The organism is Streptococcus hyointestinalis (genome assembly GCF_041225505.1).
In the GTDB taxonomy this organism is placed as follows: domain Bacteria; phylum Bacillota; class Bacilli; order Lactobacillales; family Streptococcaceae; genus Streptococcus; species Streptococcus hyointestinalis_B.
The window spans coordinates 20,899-43,748 of the sequence record NZ_JBCLSK010000013.1 but is presented as its reverse complement, the minus strand read 5'-3'; the positions used below and the strand labels follow the sequence as shown (position 1 = coordinate 43,748).

General features: G+C 39.4%; 21 protein-coding genes. 20 read left to right on the top strand and 1 reads right to left on the bottom strand.

Annotation, left to right across the window (positions count from 1 at the left end):
- Nucleotides 1-195: 195 nt before the first annotated feature.
- Complete coding sequence (gene rpsU, locus AALA56_RS04850; RefSeq protein WP_000048058.1) at nt 196-372, top strand: 30S ribosomal protein S21; 177 nt, start codon at nt 196-198, stop codon at nt 370-372.
- Between the two features lie 96 nt (nt 373-468).
- On the opposite strand, the gene mscL is transcribed toward rpsU, so the two are convergent.
- Entirely contained in the window at nt 469-849 is a 381-nt protein-coding gene (gene mscL, locus AALA56_RS04845) for a large conductance mechanosensitive channel protein MscL (protein ID WP_369909034.1), read from the bottom strand.
- Nucleotides 850-1,033: 184 nt separating this feature from the next.
- Here mscL and dnaG point away from each other — a divergent pair, with 184 nt between their 5' ends.
- The 19 genes from dnaG (at nt 1,034) to AALA56_RS04750 (ending at nt 22,820) form a co-directional block, all read left to right on the top strand.
- Complete coding sequence (gene dnaG / locus AALA56_RS04840; RefSeq protein ID WP_369909033.1) at nt 1,034-2,824, top strand: DNA primase; 1,791 nt, start codon at nt 1,034-1,036, stop codon at nt 2,822-2,824.
- Between the two features lie 7 nt (nt 2,825-2,831).
- The gene (rpoD, locus tag AALA56_RS04835) at nt 2,832-3,941 is read left to right on the top strand and encodes an RNA polymerase sigma factor RpoD (protein ID WP_369909032.1); all 1,110 of its coding nucleotides are present in this window, start codon (nt 2,832-2,834) and stop codon (nt 3,939-3,941) included.
- A gap of 21 nt (nt 3,942-3,962) precedes the next feature.
- On the top strand, nt 3,963-4,292 hold the full coding sequence (locus tag AALA56_RS04830) for a metal-sulfur cluster assembly factor (protein ID WP_115270379.1): 330 nt from the start codon (nt 3,963-3,965) through the stop codon (nt 4,290-4,292).
- Nucleotides 4,293-4,365: 73 nt separating this feature from the next.
- Nucleotides 4,366-5,220: a dTDP-4-dehydrorhamnose reductase gene (gene rfbD / locus AALA56_RS04825; RefSeq protein ID WP_369909031.1), complete on the top strand. Its 855-nt coding sequence runs from the start codon at nt 4,366-4,368 to the stop codon at nt 5,218-5,220.
- Nucleotides 5,221-5,346: 126 nt separating this feature from the next.
- A complete protein-coding gene (gene cps2T / locus AALA56_RS04820; RefSeq protein ID WP_369909030.1) occupies nt 5,347-6,501 on the top strand; it encodes a beta 1-4 rhamnosyltransferase Cps2T in 1,155 nt (384 codons plus the stop codon).
- Nucleotides 6,491-7,423 (top strand): glycosyltransferase family 2 protein, encoded by a 933-nt coding sequence (locus tag AALA56_RS04815; protein WP_369909029.1) that lies wholly within the window; start codon nt 6,491-6,493, stop codon nt 7,421-7,423. The genes cps2T and AALA56_RS04815 overlap by 11 nt, the downstream gene beginning before the upstream one ends.
- Nucleotides 7,423-8,226: an ABC transporter permease gene (locus AALA56_RS04810; protein ID WP_369909028.1), complete on the top strand. Its 804-nt coding sequence runs from the start codon at nt 7,423-7,425 to the stop codon at nt 8,224-8,226. Before AALA56_RS04815 ends, AALA56_RS04810 begins: the two co-directional genes overlap by 1 nt.
- A 1-nt stretch (nt 8,227) precedes the next feature.
- Entirely contained in the window at nt 8,228-9,442 is a 1,215-nt protein-coding gene (locus tag AALA56_RS04805; protein WP_277066640.1) for an ABC transporter ATP-binding protein, read from the top strand.
- The gene (locus AALA56_RS04800; protein ID WP_369909027.1) at nt 9,439-10,758 is read left to right on the top strand and encodes a glycosyltransferase family 2 protein; all 1,320 of its coding nucleotides are present in this window, start codon (nt 9,439-9,441) and stop codon (nt 10,756-10,758) included. The genes AALA56_RS04805 and AALA56_RS04800 overlap by 4 nt, the downstream gene beginning before the upstream one ends.
- Nucleotides 10,755-12,503 carry a rhamnan synthesis F family protein gene (locus AALA56_RS04795; protein ID WP_369909026.1) on the top strand — a complete coding sequence of 583 codons (1,749 nt, stop codon included), beginning with the start codon at nt 10,755-10,757 and terminating at the stop codon, nt 12,501-12,503. The genes AALA56_RS04800 and AALA56_RS04795 overlap by 4 nt, the downstream gene beginning before the upstream one ends.
- A 25-nt stretch (nt 12,504-12,528) precedes the next feature.
- Nucleotides 12,529-13,758: a rhamnosyltransferase WsaF family glycosyltransferase gene (locus AALA56_RS04790; RefSeq protein WP_369909025.1), complete on the top strand. Its 1,230-nt coding sequence runs from the start codon at nt 12,529-12,531 to the stop codon at nt 13,756-13,758.
- Nucleotides 13,751-14,731, top strand: coding sequence for a glycosyltransferase family 2 protein (locus AALA56_RS04785; RefSeq protein WP_369909024.1), 981 nt, complete (start codon nt 13,751-13,753; stop codon nt 14,729-14,731). Before AALA56_RS04790 ends, AALA56_RS04785 begins: the two co-directional genes overlap by 8 nt.
- 6 nt (nt 14,732-14,737) lie before the next feature.
- Nucleotides 14,738-16,213 (top strand): DUF2142 domain-containing protein, encoded by a 1,476-nt coding sequence (locus AALA56_RS04780; protein ID WP_369909023.1) that lies wholly within the window; start codon nt 14,738-14,740, stop codon nt 16,211-16,213.
- A gap of 36 nt (nt 16,214-16,249) precedes the next feature.
- Nucleotides 16,250-17,212, top strand: coding sequence for a glycosyltransferase family 2 protein (locus AALA56_RS04775; RefSeq protein ID WP_369909022.1), 963 nt, complete (start codon nt 16,250-16,252; stop codon nt 17,210-17,212).
- Between the two features lie 48 nt (nt 17,213-17,260).
- A complete protein-coding gene (locus AALA56_RS04770; RefSeq protein WP_369909021.1) occupies nt 17,261-18,475 on the top strand; it encodes a lipopolysaccharide biosynthesis protein in 1,215 nt (404 codons plus the stop codon).
- 6 nt (nt 18,476-18,481) lie between these two features.
- Nucleotides 18,482-19,204, top strand: coding sequence for a glycosyltransferase family 2 protein (locus tag AALA56_RS04765; RefSeq protein WP_369909020.1), 723 nt, complete (start codon nt 18,482-18,484; stop codon nt 19,202-19,204).
- Nucleotides 19,204-19,557: a DUF2304 domain-containing protein gene (locus tag AALA56_RS04760; protein WP_277294689.1), complete on the top strand. Its 354-nt coding sequence runs from the start codon at nt 19,204-19,206 to the stop codon at nt 19,555-19,557. The genes AALA56_RS04765 and AALA56_RS04760 overlap by 1 nt, the downstream gene beginning before the upstream one ends.
- Nucleotides 19,550-20,329 carry a glycosyltransferase family 2 protein gene (locus tag AALA56_RS04755; protein ID WP_369909018.1) on the top strand — a complete coding sequence of 260 codons (780 nt, stop codon included), beginning with the start codon at nt 19,550-19,552 and terminating at the stop codon, nt 20,327-20,329. The genes AALA56_RS04760 and AALA56_RS04755 overlap by 8 nt, the downstream gene beginning before the upstream one ends.
- On the top strand, nt 20,289-22,820 hold the full coding sequence (locus AALA56_RS04750) for an LTA synthase family protein (RefSeq protein ID WP_369909016.1): 2,532 nt from the start codon (nt 20,289-20,291) through the stop codon (nt 22,818-22,820). The genes AALA56_RS04755 and AALA56_RS04750 overlap by 41 nt, the downstream gene beginning before the upstream one ends.
- Nucleotides 22,821-22,850: the final 30 nt, after the last annotated feature.

Sequence of the window (22,850 nt, the reverse complement as noted above, 5' to 3'; positions counted from 1 at the left end):
TGGTGATTACAATTATATCTCTCTGAGGTGTTTTTTCATACTTTTAAGTGGCTAACTTCATTTTAGAACTTTTAAAAACAGCCTGTTTGCGATTTTTTTGAAAAAATAGTGGGCTCGTCTATTGACAAAAAAGAGGGATTTAGGTATCCTAGTATATGGACATCATTGTCACAATATCTTGAGGAGGTGAAAACTATGTCAAAAACTGTCGTACGCAAGAATGAATCACTTGATGATGCACTTCGTCGTTTCAAGCGTTCTGTTACGAAAGCAGGAACTCTTCAAGAATCACGTAAACGTGAATTTTATGAAAAACCTTCTGTAAAACGTAAACGTAAATCAGAAGCTGCTCGCAAACGTAAAAAATTCTAATGAAAACAAAAAAACTAGGTTCTGCCTAGTTTTTACTATTCTAACAAAGCATGAAAAAAAGATTAGAGCCATCTCTAATCTTTTTCGTCTTGTCTATTATTTGTTTGCTAAGAGATCACGAATTTCAGCGAGCAACTCTTCTTGAGTAGGTCCAGCTGGCTCGTCTGCAGCCTCTTCTTCTTTTTTACCAAGCGACATAGCTTTATTAGCTGCTTTAACGATGAAAAAGAGAGTTGTTCCAACGATGAGGAAGTTAAGAACAGCGCTCAAGAAGCTACCGTAAGCAACACCATTCCAAGCAAGGTCAGCAATCTTTTCAACACCTGCAGCCTTTAAGGCAGGGTTCAAGATAAGAGGGGTGATGATGTCACCGACAAGTGATGTGATAATAGCGTTAAAGGCAGCCCCCAAAATAACGGCAACAGCAAGATCGAGGATATTGCCTCTAAATAGAAAGTCTTTAAGTTCTTTAATCATAAAAAACTCCTTCATAATTATAGTGATACTACAATTATATCAAGTAAAAGGTACAAATAGCAAGCAAATAGACTCATAAAGTCCAATTAAAGTACACTTTATCGCCAAACGTTACGATTTACAAAAAGATTAGAAAGTGTTATAATGAAACGTAAAACTAAAATCGGGGTATTTTAGGGAGGTGATGGCTCTGGCAATTAGTCGTGAAACGATAGCTGATATTAAAAATAGTGTCAATATCGTGGATGTCATTGGTGAGGTGGTTAGTCTGACACGCTCTGGGCATAACTACCTTGGTCTGTGTCCTTTTCATAAGGAAAAAACACCTTCGTTTAATGTCGTTGAGGACAAGCAGTTTTTTCACTGTTTTGGTTGTGGAAAGTCTGGGGATGTTTTCAAGTTTTTAGAAGACTACAGGCAGATTAGTTTCATGGAGAGTGTTCGTCTTGTGGCTGAGCGTGCAGGGATAACACTTGATTTACCAAAGCAGCAGACGGTAGCAAAAGCAAACCCTAATCAGATCCTTTATGATCTCAATAGCGAGGCGGCTCAATTTTACCATGCTATCTTGATGACAACCAAAGAGGGGCAGCTGGCTAGGGATTACTTGCAGGCTCGGGGACTTGATGAAGAAGTGCTAACGCACTTTAATATCGGCTTAGCGCCAAAACAGCCTGATTTTCTCTATAAAGCCTTGAGCGATAAATACCCTAATCATGAGGAAGCTCTTGCGCAGTCTGGGCTCTTTAATATTGATGAAACGTCTAGTCGTCTCTACGATGCCTTTAAAAATCGGATCATGTTTCCCTTGACAGATGATAAGGGGCGTGTGATTGCTTTTTCTGGGCGTATCTGGACGCAGCAAGATCACGAGCAAAAGCAAGCAAAATATAAAAATACCCGATCAACGCTCATTTTCAATAAATCTTACGAATTATATCATGTAGACAAAGCTAAAAAAGTGGCGCAAAAAACGCACGAGCTTTATCTCATGGAAGGGTTTATGGATGTCATTGCAGCTTATCAATCTGGTATTGAAAATGCGGTCGCTTCTATGGGGACGGCGCTAACACCTGAGCATGTGAGACATTTGAGCCAGTTTACTAAAAAGGTGATTCTGACTTACGATGGGGACAATGCTGGTCAAGAAGCGATAGCTAAGTCTCTAGAACTATTAGATTCTTTATCTGTTGATGTGGTTAGGATTCCTAACCATATGGACCCAGATGAGTTTTTAAGACACAACTCAAAAGAAGCACTCAAGCAACTTCTCGAGCAAGGGCGTATCAGTAGCACCGAATTTTATATTCAGCATTTGAAGCCAGAAAATAGCGACAATCTGCAAGCTGAGATTGCTTATGTGGAAAAAATGGCTAAGCTGATTGCACAAGAGTCGTCCATCACGGCGCAAAATAGCTATATCCACAAGGTAGCTGAGCTTTTGCCGGATTTTGACTATTTTCAAGTCGAGCAGGCTGTTAACAACGAGCGTCTCATCAGTCGCAGCAATCGGAAAAAGACCAGCCAATACACACAACAGCAGGTGTTATCTCCACCAGTATCTAAGAGTTTATCTGCTTTGATGAAAGCAGAGATTCAGCTCTTTCATCGTCTCCTACATCACGATTATTTACTACAATCGTATCGCAATCGCTTGGATTTTACCTTTGATACGCCAGAGATTGAGGCTCTGTATGAGCTGTTGTGTCAGCAGGGTGAGATTACTAGTCTTGACTTGGCAGAGATTAGTGATGCTGAGCGGCAGATGTATTATCGTGTGTTAGAGGAGCGCTTGCCAGATGAGGTGGCTTCGGGTGAGATTGAGGCGATTGAGCGTAGGCGTGAGCAATTGCTAACAGAGCGAGATATCCATAAACAAAGTAAACAGATACGTGAGTCAAGCAATCAAGGTGATGTTTATGGTGCGCTAGAAGCGCTGCAGCAATTGATTGCTCAAAAAAGAAATATGGAATGAGGAAACTATGGCAGAAACAAAAGAAATTACAACCTTTAACGTACAAGTTGCAGACTTTATTCGAAACCATAAAAAAGCAGGTACTGCGGTAGATGATGAGGTCACTGAAAAGCTAGTCATTCCATTTACTTTGGATGCAGACCAAATCGATGATTTACTAGAGCGTTTGACAGATGGTGGTATTGCCATCACTGACAAGGAAGGCAATCCTTCTAGCAAGTACGTGGTTGAAGGACCAAAGCCAGAGGAGTTGACAGATGAGGAGTTGCTCGGTAACAACTCAGCTAAGGTCAATGACCCAGTACGTATGTACCTTAAAGAAATCGGTGTTGTGCCCCTCTTAACCAACGAAGAAGAAAAAGAGCTTGCGCTAGCAGTAGCAGCTGGAGATATGCAGGCAAAACAACGTCTCGCAGAAGCGAACCTGCGCTTGGTGGTTTCTATCGCTAAGCGTTATGTGGGGCGTGGAATGCAGTTTCTTGATCTTATCCAAGAAGGTAATATGGGTCTCATGAAGGCTGTGGATAAGTTTGACTATTCAAAAGGATTCAAGTTTTCAACCTATGCGACATGGTGGATTCGTCAAGCCATTACACGTGCTATTGCTGACCAAGCCCGTACCATTCGTATCCCAGTTCACATGGTGGAAACTATCAACAAGCTTGTGCGTGAACAGCGCAATCTCTTGCAAGAGCTAGGGCAAGATCCAACACCAGAGCAAATCGCAGAGCGTATGGACATGACGCCAGACAAGGTGCGTGAAATTCTTAAAATCGCACAAGAACCTGTGTCCCTAGAAACGCCAATCGGTGAAGAAGATGATAGCCATCTTGGTGATTTCATCGAGGACGAAGTCGTTGAAAATCCTGTTGAGTACACCACACGTGTGGTGCTGCGTGAGCAGCTCAATGAAGTGCTTGATACTTTGACTGACCGTGAAGAAAACGTTTTGCGTCTGCGTTTTGGGCTTGATGATGGTAAAATGCGTACGCTAGAAGATGTCGGCAAGGTCTTTAATGTTACCCGTGAGCGTATCCGCCAGATTGAAGCTAAGGCGCTTCGTAAATTGCGTCACCCAAGCCGCAGCAAACAACTCAAAGATTTCATGGAAGACTAAGCTCGCTTGAGGAGGTGAAAGATGTCAGCACTATATACTGAAGAAGAAGTCGCAAAAATCAAAGACCGTATCCTAGAAGCGCTAGAGATGGTTATTGACCCTGAGCTTGGGATTGATATTGTCAATCTTGGCTTGGTCTATGAGATTCGCTTTGATGATGGTGAGACTGAGATTGATATGACACTCACGACGATGGGATGTCCTTTGGCGGATCTATTGACCGACCAAATCTATGATGTTATGCGTGATATTCCCGAAGTGACAAATGTTGAGGTTAAGCTTGTCTGGACACCGGCTTGGTCGGTGGAAAAGATGAGCCGCTACGCTCGCATTGCGCTTGGTATCAGATAAAAAAGAAAAGGGATGAAAAATTCCCTTTTTTGCGTTATAATAAACCTAGTTTACGAAATTAAAGGAGTAACAGATGATTTTAATTACAGGTGCAAATGGACAGTTAGGGACAGAATTGCGTTATTTGCTTGATGAGCGCAATGAAGAATACGTGGCTGTGGATGTCGCTGAAATGGACATCACAAACGCTGAAATGGTGGACAAAGTCTTCTCAGAAGTAAAACCAACACTTGTCTACCACTGTGCAGCTTATACAGCTGTTGACGCAGCAGAAGACGAAGGCAAAGAGCTTGACTACGCTATCAATGTGACAGGTACTGAAAATGTCGCAAAAGCAGCTGCTAAGTACAACGCAACCTTGGTTTACATCTCAACAGACTATGTTTTTGATGGTGAAAAGCCAGTTGGAGAAGAGTGGGAAGTCGATGACACACCAGACCCACAAACAGAGTACGGACGCACAAAACGTATGGGTGAAGAGCTGGTTGAAAAATACGCTAAAAAATTCTACATCATCCGTACTGCTTGGGTATTTGGTAACTACGGTAAAAACTTTGTCTTTACCATGCAAAACCTTGCTAAGACTCATGACACGCTGACAGTTGTCAATGACCAACACGGTCGTCCAACCTGGACACGCACACTAGCAGAGTTTATGGTTTACTTGGCTGAGAATCAAAAAGAATTTGGTTATTATCATTTGTCAAACGACGCTGACGAAGATACCACATGGTATGACTTTGCGGTTGAAATCTTGAAAGACACAAATGTCACTGTCAAACCAGTGGACTCTAGCCAATTCCCAGCAAAAGCCAAACGCCCACTTAACTCAACTATGAGTCTGGCAAAGGCAAAAGCAACAGGTTTTGTTATCTCAAGCTGGAAAGACGCTCTAAAAGAATTTTACAAGCAAGACGTCAAGAAATAATCTTAAAGCCTGATAATATCAGGCTTTTTTCGCGCCAGAAAGGACAGAAGTCTACCTTTTTAAGTCGCTATCTGCTTTTATTTATGGTATAATAAATTGATTATTGTAAGTATGGAGGAGTGCGCTTTGCAGCATGTTTTCATCATCGGAAGCCGTGGTTTGCCTGCTAGTTATGGCGGGTTTGAAACCTTTGTTTCAGAGTTGGTAGCGCATCAAAAAAATCAGAACATCAAATACCATGTGGCTTGTCTTAGTCAAGAGAAGCATGGCACACACTATGATTACAAAGGAGCAGATTGCTTTAGGATTAAGGTGCCTAATCTTGGTCCAGCGAGAGTCATTCTCTACGACATGATGGCAATCAACTATGCTCTCACACTTGTTAAGCGTGATGCGATCAAACAGCCGATTTTTTATATTTTGGGTAATACAATCGGTGCTTTTATTAGCCCTTTTATTAAAAAGATACATAAATGTGGCGGAAAAGTCTTTGTCAATCCTGATGGGATGGAGTGGCGACGCTCCAAGTGGTCACGTCCTGTGCAGGCTTATCTCAAATACGCCGAGAAAAAAATGGCGCAAAAAGCGGACTTGATTGTGGCGGATAACAGTGGCATTGAAAGCTATATCAAAAAAGCCTATCCTGTTGCCAAGACGACCTTTATCGCTTATGGGACAGACCTAGCACCTTCAAAGCTGACAAAAAATTCTGACGAGGTGCACAGTTTCTATCAAAAATGGGGTGTCACTGAGGAAAATTATTATCTCGTCGTTGGGCGCTTTGTCCCTGAAAATAACTACGAAACGGTTATTCGTGAGTTTATGACCACAAAAACTAAGCGTGATTTAGTCATCATTTGTAACCACGAGGGTAATGGCTATTTTGAAGAACTGCGTCAAAAAACAGGCTTTGATGAGGATAAGCGTATCAAGTTTGTTGGCACAGTCTACAATCGTGATTTACTGGCTTATATAAGGGAGCACGCTTTTGCTTATATCCATGGGCACGAGGTCGGAGGCACCAATCCTGGGCTTCTTGAGGCGCTCAGCCAGACCAAGCTCAATCTGGTTCTTGGTGTCGACTTTAACCGCTCGGTCGCTAGAGACAGCAGCCTCTACTGGACAAAGGCAGCAGGAAATCTAGCGGATACTATTACAAAAGCTGAAGGGATTTCAGAGCAAACAGCCTATGGCAAGCGTGCCAAAGAGATTGTCAAAAAAGATTATACTTGGGAAAAAATTGTAGGAGAGTACGAGGATTTGTTTTTACATGAGAGTTAATATCTTGATGTCTACCTACAACGGTGAGACCTTTCTAGCGGAGCAGATTGAGAGTATTCGCCGTCAGACCTTTACAGACTGGAAACTGCTCATCCGAGATGATGGCTCAACAGACAAGACACGCTCTATCATCAAAGCCTACACGCAAAAAGATGAGCGGATTTGCTTTATCAATGAAGATGAGACTGAGAACTACGGTGTCATCCAGTCTTTTTACCACTTGGTCAAGTACGAGGAAGCCGATTATTATTTTTTTAGTGACCAAGATGATGTTTGGCTAGAGGATAAGCTTGAGATGCAGCTGGCAACTTTTGCCGAAGTTGATAATAGCCAGCCTGTCATGGTTTATATGGACTTGATGATTGTGGATGCAAAGCTCAATGTCCTTCATAAAAGTATGGTGAGAACACAGTCACATCATGCAAACACCAAGCTCTACCAAGAAATGACTGAAAATACAGTAACAGGTGGCGTTTCAGGCATTAACCACAGCCTAGCTAAGCTCTGGATGAGAACGGATAAGGTCATCATGCACGACTGGTACCTAGCTTTACTAGCAGCTGCTTTGGGGCAGCTCATCTATATTGATAAGCCCGGTGAGTTCTATCGTCAGCATGACAATAATGTGCTTGGTGCTAGGACGTGGAACAAGCGCATTAAAAATTGGCTAAAACCGCAAGCCTTAGTCGCAAAATACTGGTATCTCATCACCTCTAGTCAAGAGCAAGTCAGTCTCCTTAGAGACTTTGAGCTTGATAAAAATGACAGGGCTTTGGTAGAAGCTTTTATCGGGATAACAGAAGCGCCACTTGGAAAACGCCTCTCGTCCTTAAAGTCGTACAAACTAGCTAAAAACCGCTGGTTTCACACCTTTATTTTTAGAACATTGATTATTACAAAATTTGGTTATAGGAGAAACTGATGAATTATTTCAGTAAAGAAAACCGTATTCTCTTGAGAGAAATGGTCAAGACTGACTTTAAATTACGCTATCAAGGAAGTGCTGTTGGCTATCTTTGGTCTATTTTGAAGCCTTTGATGCTCTTTGCAATCATGTATGTTGTCTTCATCCATTTCTTACGCTTGGGTGGCGATGTGCCGCATTTTGCCGTGGCTTTGCTACTTGCCAATGTCATCTGGGGATTTTTCTCAGAAGCGACCAATATGGGGATGGTGTCCATCGTCTCTCGTGGGGATTTGTTGCGTAAGCTCAACTTCTCAAAAGAAATCATCGTTATTTCAGCTATCTGCGGTGCAGCGATTAACTTTGGGATTAACTTGATTGTGGTGCTGCTCTTTGCCCTCTTTAACGGTGTGCAGTTCTCATGGACGGCTGTGATGGCTATTCCATTGGCTATTGAGCTGTTTCTTCTTGCGACAGGGATTGCTCTGATTTTATCAACTGTTTTTGTGCGTTTTCGTGATCTATCTCAAATCTGGGAAGTCTTTATGCAGGCAGGGCTTTATGCGACACCGATTATCTACCCAATCACTTATGTGTCTGACCGTAGCTTGATTGCAGCCAAGGTCATGATGCTTAATCCTGTAGCACAAATCATTCAAGATGCACGTTATTTTCTTATTGATAAGGCAAATGTCACAGTTTGGCAATTGATTAACAACAAAGCTATCGTAGCGATTCCTTACTTGATTCCATTTGTGGTTTTTGTGATTGGTGTCTTTGTCTTTAACAAGTATTCTAAGAAATTTGCGGAGGTGCTTTAAAATGAGTCAAGCAAAAACAGTCGTCAAGGTAGAGCATGTCAGCAAGTTCTTTAAATTACCAACTGAGAGTACTTACAGTTTGCGGACAGCTATGGTCAATCGCTTTCGAGGGATTAAAGGCTACAAGGAGCAACATGTCTTAAAAGACATCTCCTTTGAAGTCAAAGAGGGTGACTTTTTCGGTATCGTTGGACGTAACGGTTCTGGTAAATCAACACTTCTAAAAATCATCTCACAAATTTATGTCCCTGAAAAAGGCAGTGTGACGGTAGATGGTAAGCTAGTGTCCTTTATCGAGCTTGGTGTAGGTTTCAACCCAGAGCTGACAGGACGTGAAAATGTCTACATGAATGGTGCCCTTCTTGGTTTTTCAAAAGAAGAAGTGGACGCTATGTATGATGACATCGTCGATTTCGCTGAGCTTGGTGACTTTATGAATCAAAAGCTCAAAAACTACTCCAGCGGTATGCAAGTGCGCTTAGCCTTTTCCGTAGCTATCAAGGCACAAGGAGATGTCTTGATTTTGGATGAAGTGCTCGCTGTTGGTGACGAAGCCTTTCAGCGCAAGTGTAACGACTACTTTATGGAGCGCAAAAAAAGCGGTAAAACCACCATCCTTGTAACACACGACATGGGCGCTGTCAAAAAATACTGTAACCAAGCAGTACTCATCGAAAATGGTTTGGTGAAAGCGCTGGGAAATCCAGACGATGTGGCTAACCAGTATAGCTTTGATAATGCTGTAGCTCCAACATCTGTTACAGAAGATAAGAAAGAAGAGCAAGAAGAGTCCTTATGTGTAGATAACCTAAAAGTAGAGTTGCTTTCTGCAAATACTATAAGTCCAAAGGAGAAAGTGCAGTTTAGAATTTCTTACGATGTTTTAGATGACACCGCTACCTACATTGCTTTTTCTTTAACCGATATTGACCGCAATATATGGATTTATAATGATAATTCATTGGATTATATGACCAGTGGGAAGGGGCATAAATCAGTTATTTATACCTGTGATATGCCAAGCTTAAATGATATAAAGCTTAAGTTGCAGGTATCTGTACGTGATGATGACGATAAAATGGTTGCTTTTGCAGACACTGCAAATTCACCAGTGGTCTTTATTGTACGTGATGATATCGCAACAGATGATATCTCAGAAAAAGATTCTGCAACAGGACTCTTACAGCGCAGAGGAAAATGGGAATTTAAGAAATGAACAATTTCGTTTCAGTTATTGTAACGTGCTACAATCATGAAGCTTACATTAAACAATGTCTAGAAAGTATTGAGCAGCAAACTTACCGCAATTTTGAACTTATCATTATCAATGATGGTTCAACAGATCGGTCTTCTGAGGTGATAGAATCTTTTGTAGAACAAACCAATTTAGAAAAAGTCACCTTTCTATCGCATGAGAACATAGGTCTAGTAAAAACTCGCAATAAAGCCTTTGATGTATTAAAAGGTGAGTTTGTTCTTTTTGTAGACAGTGACAATTATCTTACTCCTAATTTTTTAGAGGAACTTGTTCAAAAAGCACAAGAGAGTCAGGGCGATATTATTTATACACGTCTTATCAATCCTGATACTCAAAGAGAAGTTTTACCTTTAGAATTTTTCTCGCTTAGCCGCCTCTTTAAATCGAATTTTATTGATTCTTGTTCACTTGTGAGATGTTCAATCATAGGTGATGTTCGCTATGATGACTACCTCAACGGTAAGAGGCTAGAGGATTTCGATTTCTTTTTATACTTGATTACGCATAAAAAAGCGAAGGCTGTTCCCTGCGAGACGACATTCTTTTATTATAGAGTTTTAGAAAATTCGATGTCTGGTCAAGCTAGGAATTTGATGTTGAAGTACTATCAAGCTTATGTTCATATCCTCGGGAAATATGTCAATAGCTATCCTGAGGAAGTGAGAGCAGCATCGGACTTGCATTTTGGGCACAATATTACCTTAGATTACTATAATCAAAAAGTAAATATTTACTATAGCTCTAAAGATGAGACCTTGTCAGAAGACTGTAAGTTTAGCTATGACTTTGCACAATCAGACCGTATAAATATACAATTTGACGCTTCAGTAGATCAAGTACGTATTGATTTATCAGAATTACCAAGTTTTTACAAATATGTCCATTTAGAGGTAAAGGAAAGTGGAGAAATCCTTCAACCTGCCTTAACTAACGGTCATTTCCTAGGTGGCTATGTTATATTTGCAAATTCGGATCCACAATTGGTTTACGACATTTCAAAGATAGCTAACAAGGAGTTTACGTTAAGCTATGAGTTGTTCAATCTTACGAATATTCATGCAACAGACTACGTAGCAAATGTTTTATCTGAAGATATTGACCAGCTAAATAAGGAGCTTGATGAAGCTTTTGACAAATACACTAAGCTACAATCAGAACTTGAATTTTATAAGGCAGAGCTGACAAAAATGACACATCAATATAATACAGTCATCAACTCTCGCCGCTGGATTATTCCAACAAAAATCATTAACTTTTTAAGGAGAAAAAAATGAACCGCTTACTGCTGTATGTTCACTTCAATAAATATGATATAGTGAGTCCGCATGTTAAATATCAATTGGAGAAGGTGTGTCCGCTATTTTCTAAGATTGTTTTTATCAGTAATAGTGCTGTAAATCAAGAAGAAGTTGAACAATTGAAAAAGAAACACATGATTGATGTTTTTCTTCAGCGTGAGAATAAAGGGTTTGATTTTGCAGCTTGGCGTGATGGCTTGAGTTTAGTGGGTTATGAAAGTCTAGTAGAGTATGATTCTGTTACAATGATGAATGATACCTGCTTTGGACCTCTATGGGATTTAGAACCTTATTATAAGCGTTTTGAGTCAGATGAGAATGTCGATTTTTGGGGAATGACCAATCACCGAGCAGGCGATGTGCTGCCAGAGCATATCCAAAGTTATTTTGTTGTTTACAAGAAAAAGTTAGCAACATCTAGTACCTTTAAAAATTATTGGTCCACTATTAAAGATTTTTCGGATGTTCAAGACGTTATTGATAATTATGAAGCGCAAACAACTTCTATTTTTTTAGAAGCTGGTTTTCAATATGGAGTCGTTTTTGATACAGTTGAAGCTCCTGTCCACAATAATCTACCTCCTAATTTTAGTTTATATCATCCAACGGCATTATTGGAGGCTAAGGTTCCCTTTTTCAAGGTGAAAATTCCAGAAGCAAACAACAGTATTGCTCCGTATTTACTTGATTATATTGAACGTAAAACGGATTATCCTATTGATGTGATGATTCATCATTTATCAGACACTTATATGCCAGACAATCCTTATAAATTAGGAAAGAAGTATCTAAAAGAAAAGCCGCTGATAAAAGTTGAAAAAAAGATAGCAATTCATTTACATGTCTATTATACAGATTTGCTTGGAGAGTTTTTAAGAGCATTTGAATCCTGTCATTTTGATTATGACTTGTTTATCACAACAGACTCTGAAGAAAAAAGAACAGAGATAGAAAATCAGCTAACACAAGAAAATACTAAAGCAAGTATTTATGTCTTTGATAATATCGGGCGTGATATTATTCCTATGCTTAGGTTGGGTGATGTTTTATCTAAGTATGACTATATAGGTCATTTTCATACGAAAAAGTCCAAAGAAGCAGATTTTTGGGCAGGTGAGTCATGGCGCCATGAGCTGATTGAAAGTATGATTCTTCCAGCTGATACTATAATTTCCCAGTTAGAAGCTGAAACATTGGGACTTGTGATTGCAGATATCCCTACATTTTTTAGATACAATAAGATTGTGGATGCTGGAAATGAGGCTTTGATTGCCCCTGCGATGAATCAACTTTGGTCTTCTATGGGACTTAATAAGGCGATTGATTTTGAAAACTTTCACACCTTTGTGATGAGTTATGGTACTTTTGTGTGGTTCAAATACGATGCCTTAAAACCTTTATTTGACTTAAAAATAGACTTAGAAATTATCCCTAAAGAGCCACTTCCTCAAAATTCAGTATTACATGCTATGGAGCGTCTACTTGTTTATATCGCTTGGGATTGTCACTATGATTTTAGAATTAGTCCGACACCTGTCGCTCTTACGCCGTTTATTGATAATAAATTGCTCAACCATAAACCTGTAGTTGCTGTTCCTCAAACTTTCGCAGATTTTAACCAAAACGGCGGTTTCAAGAGTGCATTGCGCTATTGGTATCAGGCAAATGTCAATTCTGCCAAATTTGTGACTAAAAAAGTAATAAAAAAATTAAAAAAATAGAGCCATGACTAGGATGGAAAAGAACATGTTAAAAAAAGTTATTAGAAGTTACCGTCAGGAAGGCATGTGTGCAACATTACGAAAAGTAAAAGAGCGCCTAGGTCATCAAGCTTCGCCTCAGGCGCAACCAGCAAAAATTGATTTATTACATCTTCCTGCTATGCCACAATTTGATGATATTGTGAAGGCGGATTACATAAATTTTCCTTATCAGAAACCTAAAAAGATTAGTAAAAAGTATTTGAATATTGCTTGGTTAACACAACCAGTGGGTCCCGGAGGAGGAGGTCATACAACCATCTCACGTTTTGTAAAGTACCTCCAAGAACAAGGGCATAATGTTTCTTTTTATCTTTATCATGTCAATACTATCAACCAGTCAGCAAAAGAAGCACAAGATATCTTTAAGCGCTCGTATGGTATTGATGTTGAAGTAAGGGAACTGGCAGAATTTAAAAATCAGGACGTTGTTTTTGCAACAAGTTGGGATACAGCTTACGCAGCTTTTAATCTGAAAGAAAAAAATCTTCATAAGTTTTATTTTGTACAGGATTTTGAGCCAGTTTTTTATGGTTTAGGTTCACGTTATAAATTAGCTGAAGCAACATATAAATTTGGTTTTTATGGGATTACTGCAGGGCGTTGGTTGACTCAGAAAGTCAGCGAATATGGTATGCAGGCAGACTATTTTGATTTTGGTGCTGATGTTGAGATTTATCGCCCAAAAACTGAGGTAATCAAAAAGAAAAAAATCTGTTTTTATGCACGTGCTCACACAGAACGTCGTGGCTTTGAGATTGGTGTCATGGCGTTGAAGATTTTTAAAGAAAAGCACCCAGATTATGAGATTGAATTCTTCGGTCAAGATATGTCTAACTATGATATACCATTTGAATTTATTGACCGAGGTATTTTAAATAAAGAAGAACTAGCGCAGGTCTATCATGAAAGTGTAGCATGTCTGGTCTTGTCATTGACAAATGTGTCTTTATTACCATTAGAACTTTTAGTGGCAGGTTGTATTCCTGTCATGAACGATGGAGACAATAATCGCATGGTTTTAGGTGAGACTGAGGATATTCTATACACAGAAGCCTATCCAGTAGCGTTAGCACAGCAACTTTGCAATGCTGTTGAACGTAAAGACGTTAATCAGCACGCTGAGCAAATGAGTCAAAAATATCAGGGTGCTTCTTGGCAAGAAAGTTACCAAAAAGTGGACGAAATCATCAAACGTGAGGTTATAGATGGATAAACACCTTAAAGCAACGGTTTTTATACCTGTTTATAATGGAGAAAATGACCATTTAGAGGAAACTCTAACCGCTCTTTATCAACAAGAAACAGATTTTTCATGGGATGTTATCATCACTGATTCTGAATCCTCAGATAATTCTGTTGCTATTATCGAAAGGTTTGCAGAACAATATGGAAATTTACAATTGGTCAAATTGCCTAAAAAAGAGTATTCTCATGGTGGTACACGCCAAAAAGCAGCTGAATGGGCAAAAGGGGACATTGTCGTTTATTTGACACAAGATGCTGTGCCAGCTAACAACAAGTGGTTAGCGGAAATGGTTGCACCTTTTGCATTGAATGAGAAAATTGTGGCTGTATTAGGTCGTCAAGAGCCTAGAAGAACTTGCTTTCCAGCGATGAAATATGATATCAATGCTGTATTTCATGATCAGGGTGTCAATGATGCGATTACTTTATGGACAAGAGACACCCCTGAACAAAAAGGGCACTATACAGAAGCTTCTTTTTATAGTGATGTTTGCTCAGCTGCTCCGAGAGAATTTTTGTTACATGAAATAGGCTATCGAAATGTTCCTTATTCTGAAGATTACGAGTATGGTAAGGATATTGTAGATGCAGGCTATATTAAAGCTTATAATGGTAAAGCTGTTGTGGAACATTCTAATGATGTCCTACTATCAGAGTATAAAAAACGTATCTTTGATGAAACTTATAATGTTCGTGTAAATAGTGGTTCTACAAATCCTGTATCGCTAGTGTCAGTCTGGCGTAACAGCCTAAAGGCTAGTATCAAAGACAGCTCTAAGATTCTTCATGATAAGCAATATTCGTGGAAACGAAAACTTTATTGGCTAGTGGTAAATCCTCTCTTTCATATTGAGAAGTGGCGAGGTATACGTTTAGCCAATCGTGTTGAGATAGGGGGAGACTATACAAAATATTCCTTAGAAAAGAGTAGAAAGAGTTGAGAAAAGATGGAAGTGAGACAGTTAATCAAACAAAATTATAAGTATAGCTTGGCTCTTCTATTGGTAGCTTGTGCTGTTTTGATTGCTTACCCTGGTGAGGTTGGTATTCCTAAGCTTGTCTATCTGGTGACGGCTATTTTTCTGTTGGTGAGTTTGTTATTACCTCATTTGTTGGACAAGCAAAACACTAAGGGATTATATGTGTTCATTGCTTTCTTAGGTGTTTCTAGTGCGCTTGTGACGCCGATTTTAAATACACCAGATGAGCCAGTACATTTTGCACGTTCCTTAAAAGTAGCATCAGGTGAGATTAATCTTGATGACAATCCTAAAAATCTCCTTATTTCAGAGGATTATCGACAAGTAAATAACCAAGCTAAGGTTAAAATAACCCAAACAAATCTTTTTTCAATCTCTAGTAGTGATAAAATGGTACCTTTTGCAAAGGGTGAGATGGATTACCGTGGAACAAATCAGTATAGCTTTTTAAGTTACCTCCCACAAGCTATTGGTATTGCAATAGGAAAATTACTGCACCTTAATGTTGGTTTTATTTATTACCTAGGGCGTATCTGTAATGCGTTATTTTATGCTTTTCTTGCTGTGTTAGCCATTAAGTTTAGTGGCCGCTTTAGTCAGTTGATGTTTTTAGGAGCAACATTTCCGATGAGTATAGCTCTTGTAGGTTCTTATAACCAAGATGGCACGGCTCTTGGCTATCAGTTGCTTGCTGTTGGTTTTTTCCTTTATCTGATTGAGAGGAAGAAGCCAATCGATATTGGTCACATGCTGACTTACATCGTTATCTGTGCTTTGGTCATGCTATCCAAATTACCGTTTGTGGCTTTTGCTGGGCTCTTGATTTTTATCCCTAAAAAGCGTTTCAAATCAGCAAAACTGTACTGGTCTTCTTTTATCGCCATCATTGCTTTGCTATTTGCAACAGCGATTTGGTATAAAACGACAAGCCAGCTTGGCTCCAATATGAGTTTGCCAAATGTGAGCTTGCCAAAACAATTGCATAATCTCATAACACAACCGAATATTTATGTCCCTGTTATTTTAAAAGAGTTCTTGAATTTTGGAGCTCGCTTAGGGCAGCTCTATGAGTTTGGTTGGCTAGATCTTTCAATGAGCAACTTTTACGTTTATTTCTTGCTTTTATATGCAACGATTGTCTTTTTCAATCTTGGTAAGATTAAGCTTAGCAACTGGACACGCTTTGGTATCATTGCCGTTAGCTCAGCTATTGTACTAGGGGTTACTGGGATTATGTTCTTGACATGGACACCTGTTGGTCACTTTGAAGTTATAGGTGTACAAGGGCGTTACTACATTAGCCTGTATATTTTGATACTGGCTGTTATCACTTCCTTTAAGCCCAAACAAATAACGATTGGTGCTATTTCTGACTCACTTGTCTTACAAACCAGTCTGTACTCAACTGTAGCGATGCTTCTCTTAAGTATCTCAATGATGTAATACTGGACAATAACTAACGATATAGAAAGTAATTTTATGAAACAACCTGCTATTTCCATTATTATCCCCGTGTATAATGCTCAAAAACATATTGCAAAATGTATTGATTCTATTTTAGAACAAGACTTTACAGACTTTGAGTTACTTTTGTTAAATGACGGCTCCAAAGATGATTCTCTTAGTATTTTAAACTATTATGCAGCAATGGATGAGAGAGTTAAGGTAGTTGATAAGGAAAATGAGGGGGTTGCTAAAACACGTAATAGAGGAATAACCTTAGCGCAAGGTGAATATATTATGTTTGTTGATAATGATGACTATATCAATAAAGATTATTGTTCGACGTTTTATTCTGAAGTGTCAAAAGTTTATGCCGATATAGTGGTAGGAGGCTACCAGCGTGTTAGTGATAGTAAAGTATTACACCAACAGCACTTAAATACCACCGATTGGGCAAAATATATGGTCATAGCACCGTGGGCAAAGTTGTATCGTAGAGCGTTTTTAGTACAGCATAATCTGGAATTTCTTGATTATGGAATAGGTGAGGATGTTTACTTTAATCTCTTGGCTTACTCATTTGCAAAAAAAGTTACGGTCATTGATTACATTGGTTATAATTGGTATTTTAATACTGAGAGTATCTCTAATACAGACCATGTTGGATTTAAACCTAATATTGATATTTTGTACTTATTTGACGCTATATTAAGTAAACAAGAAAATTTAGATAGTATTCAAAAGTATTATTTCAAACGCTTTTATATCTACTATTTACTTTATTCAGGGCGCAGTGCCAGTACGAGTCGCTTTGTAGAGGAGCATAGTAGAGTATACCGCTATATTGAACGAAAAAACTTACAATCAAACCTCTCTCCATTCTTTAATAAACAACTAAAAGGAGAGTCTCTTAAGGTTCGCTTCATTGTTTCAAGTTTTTCCATTATGGAAAAATGTAAACTCATTCCCCTCTTTGCTCGTTTTTACTGTAAAGGCTAATTTATGACACGTAACGCTATAAATGAAAAGAGCAATTATATTTGGAATATGATTGGCTCAGTTTCGTCTTCTGTAATTTCAACAGTCCTTTTGATATTTGCTGCCAGGTTGTTGTCACCAGAGTCCTCAGATTTATTTGGAATTATTTATTCGCTTGGGCAGCAGTTGTTTGTAGTTGGTTTGTTTCAGGTTCGGGATTATCAAGCGACTGATGTGCGTGAGAAGTTTGATTTTCAAGTGTATTTGGAAACTAGAATTGTGACAATTTTGCTCATGATTGGCTCAACCTTTATCTTTGCAGCTGTTAGCCACTATACTGCTGAAAAGACCTTAATCTTTCTTATCTTGGTGATGAGCCGTGCGGTAGATGCTTTTTCAGATGTGTTTCAAGGCTTTTTCCAACAACATGAGCGCTCTGACTTAGCTGGAAAAATCCTTTTTTTCAGAAGCATTGTCATCATGATTAGTTTCTACCTCATATTGCTCTTGACAGGTTCGCTTTTGTTAGCTTGCTTAGGTATTTTTGGCTTAAATGTGTTGCTGTCTTTCTTGTTGGATTTTAGATATATGTCACGCCATTTTGGTCATACGATAACGTGGCGACGTCGTTTGCAAGCCAAGCAAATCTGGTCTGTGCTAGTTACTTGCTTTCCCTTGTTTTTTAGTGGTTTTTTAATTAACTATATCTTTAATGAACCTAAATTAGTCATTGATGGTTTACTGTCATCAGGGCAGTTGCAGACAGGGCTTCAGAGGGATTTTAACATCCTCTTTATGCCGACTTTTATCATGTCCTTGCTGTTGATCATTTTACGTCCCTTAATCACAGATTTATCAAGGGTATGGCTAGACAAGGACTACCGTCAGTTTTATAGCTCTTTTGGAAAGCTCATTCTGATTTTGCTGGGCTTTGGTCTATTTGTAATAGTAGCTGGTTATTTGGTAGGAACAGAAGTACTTGGACTTTTGTATGGCGTTCCTTTGACGCAGTATAAATGGGAGTTTGTGATTTTACTGCTCGGTGGTATTTTTAATGTGCTAGCTTCGGTCATTGGTAATATGATGACTATCTTTAGAAAACAAGTGAATTTTATGGTTGTCTATATAGTGACCTTTATTGTGTCAAAGATGATTTCAACGCCTTTGATTACAAAGTTAGGGATGCTTGGTGCCGCATATAGTTTTTTGATTGCCATGATTGTTTTTTTGGTGCTGAGTATCGGTGTTTTTTTACTGACAAAGAAATTACTAAATGAAGGATAATAACGTATGAAAGTATTAGTAATCATTCCTGCTTACAATGAGGAAGAGAGTATTTTAAAGACGGTGCAGTCGATTTTAGACTTTAGAGAGCAAAGGCAGCTGGACTTTGTTCTAGACTATATCGTCATCAATGACGGGTCAACAGATAGAACAAAGGAGATTTTAGATAGTAATCATCTCAGTGCCATTCACCTGATTTCAAACTTGGGAATTGGTGGAGCCGTTCAGACAGGTTACAAGTACGCTGCTAGACATGGCTATGATGTGGCAGTTCAATTTGATGGAGACGGTCAGCACGATATTACATCGCTACCAAGTCTTCTAGAGCCTATCAAAGGAGGCAAAGCAGATCTTGTGATTGGGTCACGCTTTGTCGGAGATGTGCGTTCAGAGTTTCAAACGACCTTCATGCGCCGCTTTGGTATCAACGTCATCTCCTTTATGATGAAGCTTGTGACAGGTCAAAAAATCTATGACACCACATCAGGTTACCGCTTAGCTAATAAAGAAATTGTCGCTCAGTTTGCTAAGCGCTATCCGAGAAAATACCCAGAGCCAGAGTCAACGGTACATGTCCTAAAGCGTAAAAAACGAGTGGTCGAGTGTCCAGCTAATATGTATGACCGCTCAGGTGGGCAATCCTCGATTACGCCTTTCAAATCCATTCGCTATATGTTAGAGGTTTGTTTGTCTATTGTTGTGGCAGTCTTTATGAAGGAGAGTGAGTAATGTCCATATTTTCTCTTGTCATGTTAGTGACAGCTTTGCTATTTTTATATTTTGTCATCCGAGGGATCAATAAAAATAAAATTCTCTTTGACCAAGCTGCTATGTGGTTGGTGTTAGGGATTTTGATGGTGATTTGTGCGTTATTTCCTTCTATTCCAGGTTGGTTTAGCAGAATACTAGGCTTTCAACTAACTTCCAACTTTGTCCTGTTTTTAGCGGTTATTTTACTGATGGTTTTGCTCTTTTTCCAAACCATTCAGATTTCAAAGCAAAAAGAGGCTATTAAAGACCTCATCCAAGAGGTATCTATGGTTAAAAAAGATATTAGAGAGGATGGTGACAAGCGTGACTAATCACAGCTTTGTTGTTTGCGCTTATGGGGATAGCCCTTATCTTGGTGAGTGTATTGCCTCTCTTAAGCAGCAGACTTATTCATCAGAGATTTTGCTTTATACCTCTACTCCAAGCCGCTATATTGAGGATTTGTGTAAGCAGTATCACATTCCATATTATACGGCAACTGGCGGTTCTATCGGTAAAGACTGGAATGCAGCGCTATCGTTTGTGACAACGCCTTATGTCACCATAGCACATCAGGATGACTACTACGAGCCCGACTATGCTCAAAAAATTATGGCAAAAATGTCGCCAAAGACTTTGATTGCCTACAGTGATTACTATGAGTTTAAAAATAACCAGAAGGTCACGGTAAACACCAATCTCAAAATCAAGCGCCTTATGCTAGGCACTTTAGCGGTATTTCCGTCATGGAAATGGTGGCGTCGTCGTGTGCTTTCGCTGGGCAATCCTATCTCTTGTCCTGCTGTGACCTATAATCTTGAAAAACTGTCAGACTTCCAATTTGACCCTGAAATGAAAGTATCTATTGACTGGTTTGCTTGGGCAGAGATTGCTAAAAAGAAAGGGCGCTTTGACTATGTGCCAGAGCAGTTGATGTTTCACCGTATCCATGAGGATTCTGAAACGAGCAACACCATAAAGGATAATACCCGCACAAAAGAAGATTTATTCATGTATGAACAGTTTTGGCCAAAGCCAATCGCAAAATGGATTAGTAATTATTATGAAAAAAGTCAGCAATCGAATACTACCGACACTAAATAAGGAAAATTTTTCTAAAGAAGCTGTCGGCAAGTGGTTCAAGCGTTCTTTTAGAGCTATGCTTAATTGGTTTAAGCACTTGATGACCTCACGGAATTTTTGGTATCAGGTGCTTATTTTCCTACTCTTTTTAGAGTCTAGCATTTATCTTGTTTGGAATAATCTAGCAGTGGCACAAAACGAGACGAGTCGTGTGCTCCCATTTCTTTTTCAGGTGCCGATTGTGATTATCATTGGTCTCTTGATTAGTAGGTTAGTCACTTGGCGCTTTGTAGTGCGCTTTGCCTGTGGTTACGTGCTTTATCTGATAGCCTCCTATTGGATGGATATGACTCTCTCACTTAATAATAAGGATTTTCACTGGGAAGCCTTTAAGTCCTTTTGGCAGACCAATTTTTTGTTAGAGTCGGTGCTGATTATTGTCCTTGCTTATGGTTTTCAATACATCATTCAGTTTGGACAAGATAGAGAGCAGTTTAGCCTTGATGTATCACGTTTTAATCGCAGGCTTGTCCTCTCAAGCATGCTGTCAGCAGTCTATCTGACAGGAGATATCTTTTTAGACCGTCTCCAGTCTAACCACCTTTTGCCTATTGGGAGTGGGGTATCCGAGGGGCAGCTCATTTGGTCGGTTATCCAGTATGTTTCAACATTCTTTGTTCTTTTCTTTTTTGTTAATTACCTGTTCTTAAAGGCTCTCCATCATCTTAAATCCAATCGTCCAAGCTTGTCCTTGGCATTGTCAAGTAGTCTTTTGGTAGCAGCCATCGCCAATTACTTCATCCAAGCAGGTATCACAGATAAGGGAAAATGGTACGATTACTACACTGCTCCTGGAGCTACGATTTTTCAGATTATCGTCCTCACACTGCTTTTCTTTGTCATTTTTCTTATCATCAACCGCTATCTAGTGTCTTTGGTACTTGTGATTTTACTTGCAGTTATCATTGCTGTGGTCAATCAAGCGAAGTATGCGCTTCGTCAAGAGCCCTTCTTGCCGTCTGATTTGATTTGGATTCGAGAGATTTCCTTTTTCAAAGCCTACGTCTCCAATGAAATCATCATGGCTGTTGTGATAGGGATATTTGTCGTCTCAGGGCTTCTTTTCTTAGCTAGAGGTCGCCTTTTGTCTGGTGCTATTATGCGTAAATGGAAAGAGCGCTTGAGTGTGGTCATTGTTATGCTGGTGGTGTCAGTAACAGGTATTCGCTATATCAGTAACCATGATGAGGGGAGTTTTCCAACGGGTGTGCCTGTACTTTCCTCGCTTTACAATCTCTATGATATTTCTTGGCTAGGTATCAATGCTAAAGCTAATTATCAATCATTAAGCTATGTCTGGGTAAATAGCCTTACTACAAAGAAAATGGCGATACCAAAAGGCTATAGCCGAGCTAAAATAAAAGCTATCTATGACAAATACAAAAATGCAGCAGCAGAGCTGAACAAATCACGTCAGCAAAATCTATCTGACCAGACAGTAATTTATATCTTGAGTGAAAGTTTAGCCAATCCAACAAGACTGGCAGGCATTACCGCAAGTGCTAACCCACTGGAGTACATCACACAAGTTGAACAAGAGTCAACAGGTGGTCTTATGCTCTCAGATGGTTATGGTGGTGGAACGGCTAATATGGAGTTTCAGTCCTTGACAGGGCTTCCGATGACGAACTTTAAGTCAGGTGTTTCAGTTTTATATGCAGATGTCTTTCCTTACATGTTCTATGTGCCAACACTTAGCGAGCAGTACAGTGCTAAAAATCGAATTGCTATCCATCTCGCTAGCGCTGGTAATTACAATCGCAAATTGGTCTACTCAAGGCTTGACTTTGATACCTTTGTAGCGACCTCTGGGACAAAGGATAAACCAACAGACACAGGTTCATTAGGTGTACACTATAGTGACACAGCTACTTATCAAAACATCCTTGATAAGCTTAATAGCAATGAAAGCCAGTTTTTCTCTGTCATGACTATGCAAAATCACAGTCCTTACTCTTCCAATATCGGTGATACGATTAGTATCTCTGGCCAGGACTTTTCTGAGAGCCGTAATCAGCAGCTTCATAATTACACTAACTTAATCGCAGAGACGGATAAAGCGACGAAGGCTTTTTTGGATAAGCTAAAGGAGTATCCTAAGAAAGTCACGGTGGTCTTTTACGGAGATCACCTACCAGGCATTTATCCTGAGGATTTCTTTAAAGATAACCCAGAGAGTCAATACTTGACTGATTACTTTATCTGGTCAAACTATGACACACCAAAACTCAATTATCCTGAGATTCGCTCCAATGACTTTCCAGCCCTTCTCCTAGAAGAGACAAATTCAAAAGTTTCTCCTTACTATGCTCTTTTGACCAAAGCATTGCCAAACAGTCAAAACAAGCGTGACAAGGTAACACAAGAGGATTTGAAGATGATTCAGTATGATATTACAACTGGGCGAAACTATATAGGCGATTATAAGGATTTCTTTACCATTGCAAAGTAAAGAGTAAACTAAAAGCGACTAGCATAGCTA

What these genes read in the sequence shown, in the direction of transcription:
- rpsU (WP_000048058.1), top strand. Translation starts at nt 196, where the DNA reads ATGTCAAAAACTGTCGTACGCAAGAATGAATCACTTGATGATGCACTT.
- mscL (WP_369909034.1), bottom strand. Translation starts at nt 849, where the DNA reads ATGATTAAAGAACTTAAAGACTTTCTATTTAGAGGCAATATCCTCGAT.
- dnaG (WP_369909033.1), top strand. Translation starts at nt 1,034, where the DNA reads ATGGCTCTGGCAATTAGTCGTGAAACGATAGCTGATATTAAAAATAGT.
- rpoD (WP_369909032.1), top strand. Translation starts at nt 2,832, where the DNA reads ATGGCAGAAACAAAAGAAATTACAACCTTTAACGTACAAGTTGCAGAC.
- AALA56_RS04830 (WP_115270379.1), top strand. Translation starts at nt 3,963, where the DNA reads ATGTCAGCACTATATACTGAAGAAGAAGTCGCAAAAATCAAAGACCGT.
- rfbD (WP_369909031.1), top strand. Translation starts at nt 4,366, where the DNA reads ATGATTTTAATTACAGGTGCAAATGGACAGTTAGGGACAGAATTGCGT.
- AALA56_RS04815 (WP_369909029.1), top strand. Translation starts at nt 6,491, where the DNA reads ATGAGAGTTAATATCTTGATGTCTACCTACAACGGTGAGACCTTTCTA.
- AALA56_RS04810 (WP_369909028.1), top strand. Translation starts at nt 7,423, where the DNA reads ATGAATTATTTCAGTAAAGAAAACCGTATTCTCTTGAGAGAAATGGTC.
- AALA56_RS04805 (WP_277066640.1), top strand. Translation starts at nt 8,228, where the DNA reads ATGAGTCAAGCAAAAACAGTCGTCAAGGTAGAGCATGTCAGCAAGTTC.
- AALA56_RS04800 (WP_369909027.1), top strand. Translation starts at nt 9,439, where the DNA reads ATGAACAATTTCGTTTCAGTTATTGTAACGTGCTACAATCATGAAGCT.
- AALA56_RS04795 (WP_369909026.1), top strand. Translation starts at nt 10,755, where the DNA reads ATGAACCGCTTACTGCTGTATGTTCACTTCAATAAATATGATATAGTG.
- AALA56_RS04790 (WP_369909025.1), top strand. Translation starts at nt 12,529, where the DNA reads ATGTTAAAAAAAGTTATTAGAAGTTACCGTCAGGAAGGCATGTGTGCA.
- AALA56_RS04785 (WP_369909024.1), top strand. Translation starts at nt 13,751, where the DNA reads ATGGATAAACACCTTAAAGCAACGGTTTTTATACCTGTTTATAATGGA.
- AALA56_RS04780 (WP_369909023.1), top strand. Translation starts at nt 14,738, where the DNA reads ATGGAAGTGAGACAGTTAATCAAACAAAATTATAAGTATAGCTTGGCT.
- AALA56_RS04775 (WP_369909022.1), top strand. Translation starts at nt 16,250, where the DNA reads ATGAAACAACCTGCTATTTCCATTATTATCCCCGTGTATAATGCTCAA.
- AALA56_RS04770 (WP_369909021.1), top strand. Translation starts at nt 17,261, where the DNA reads ATGATTGGCTCAGTTTCGTCTTCTGTAATTTCAACAGTCCTTTTGATA.
- AALA56_RS04765 (WP_369909020.1), top strand. Translation starts at nt 18,482, where the DNA reads ATGAAAGTATTAGTAATCATTCCTGCTTACAATGAGGAAGAGAGTATT.
- AALA56_RS04760 (WP_277294689.1), top strand. Translation starts at nt 19,204, where the DNA reads ATGTCCATATTTTCTCTTGTCATGTTAGTGACAGCTTTGCTATTTTTA.
- AALA56_RS04750 (WP_369909016.1), top strand. Translation starts at nt 20,289, where the DNA reads ATGAAAAAAGTCAGCAATCGAATACTACCGACACTAAATAAGGAAAAT.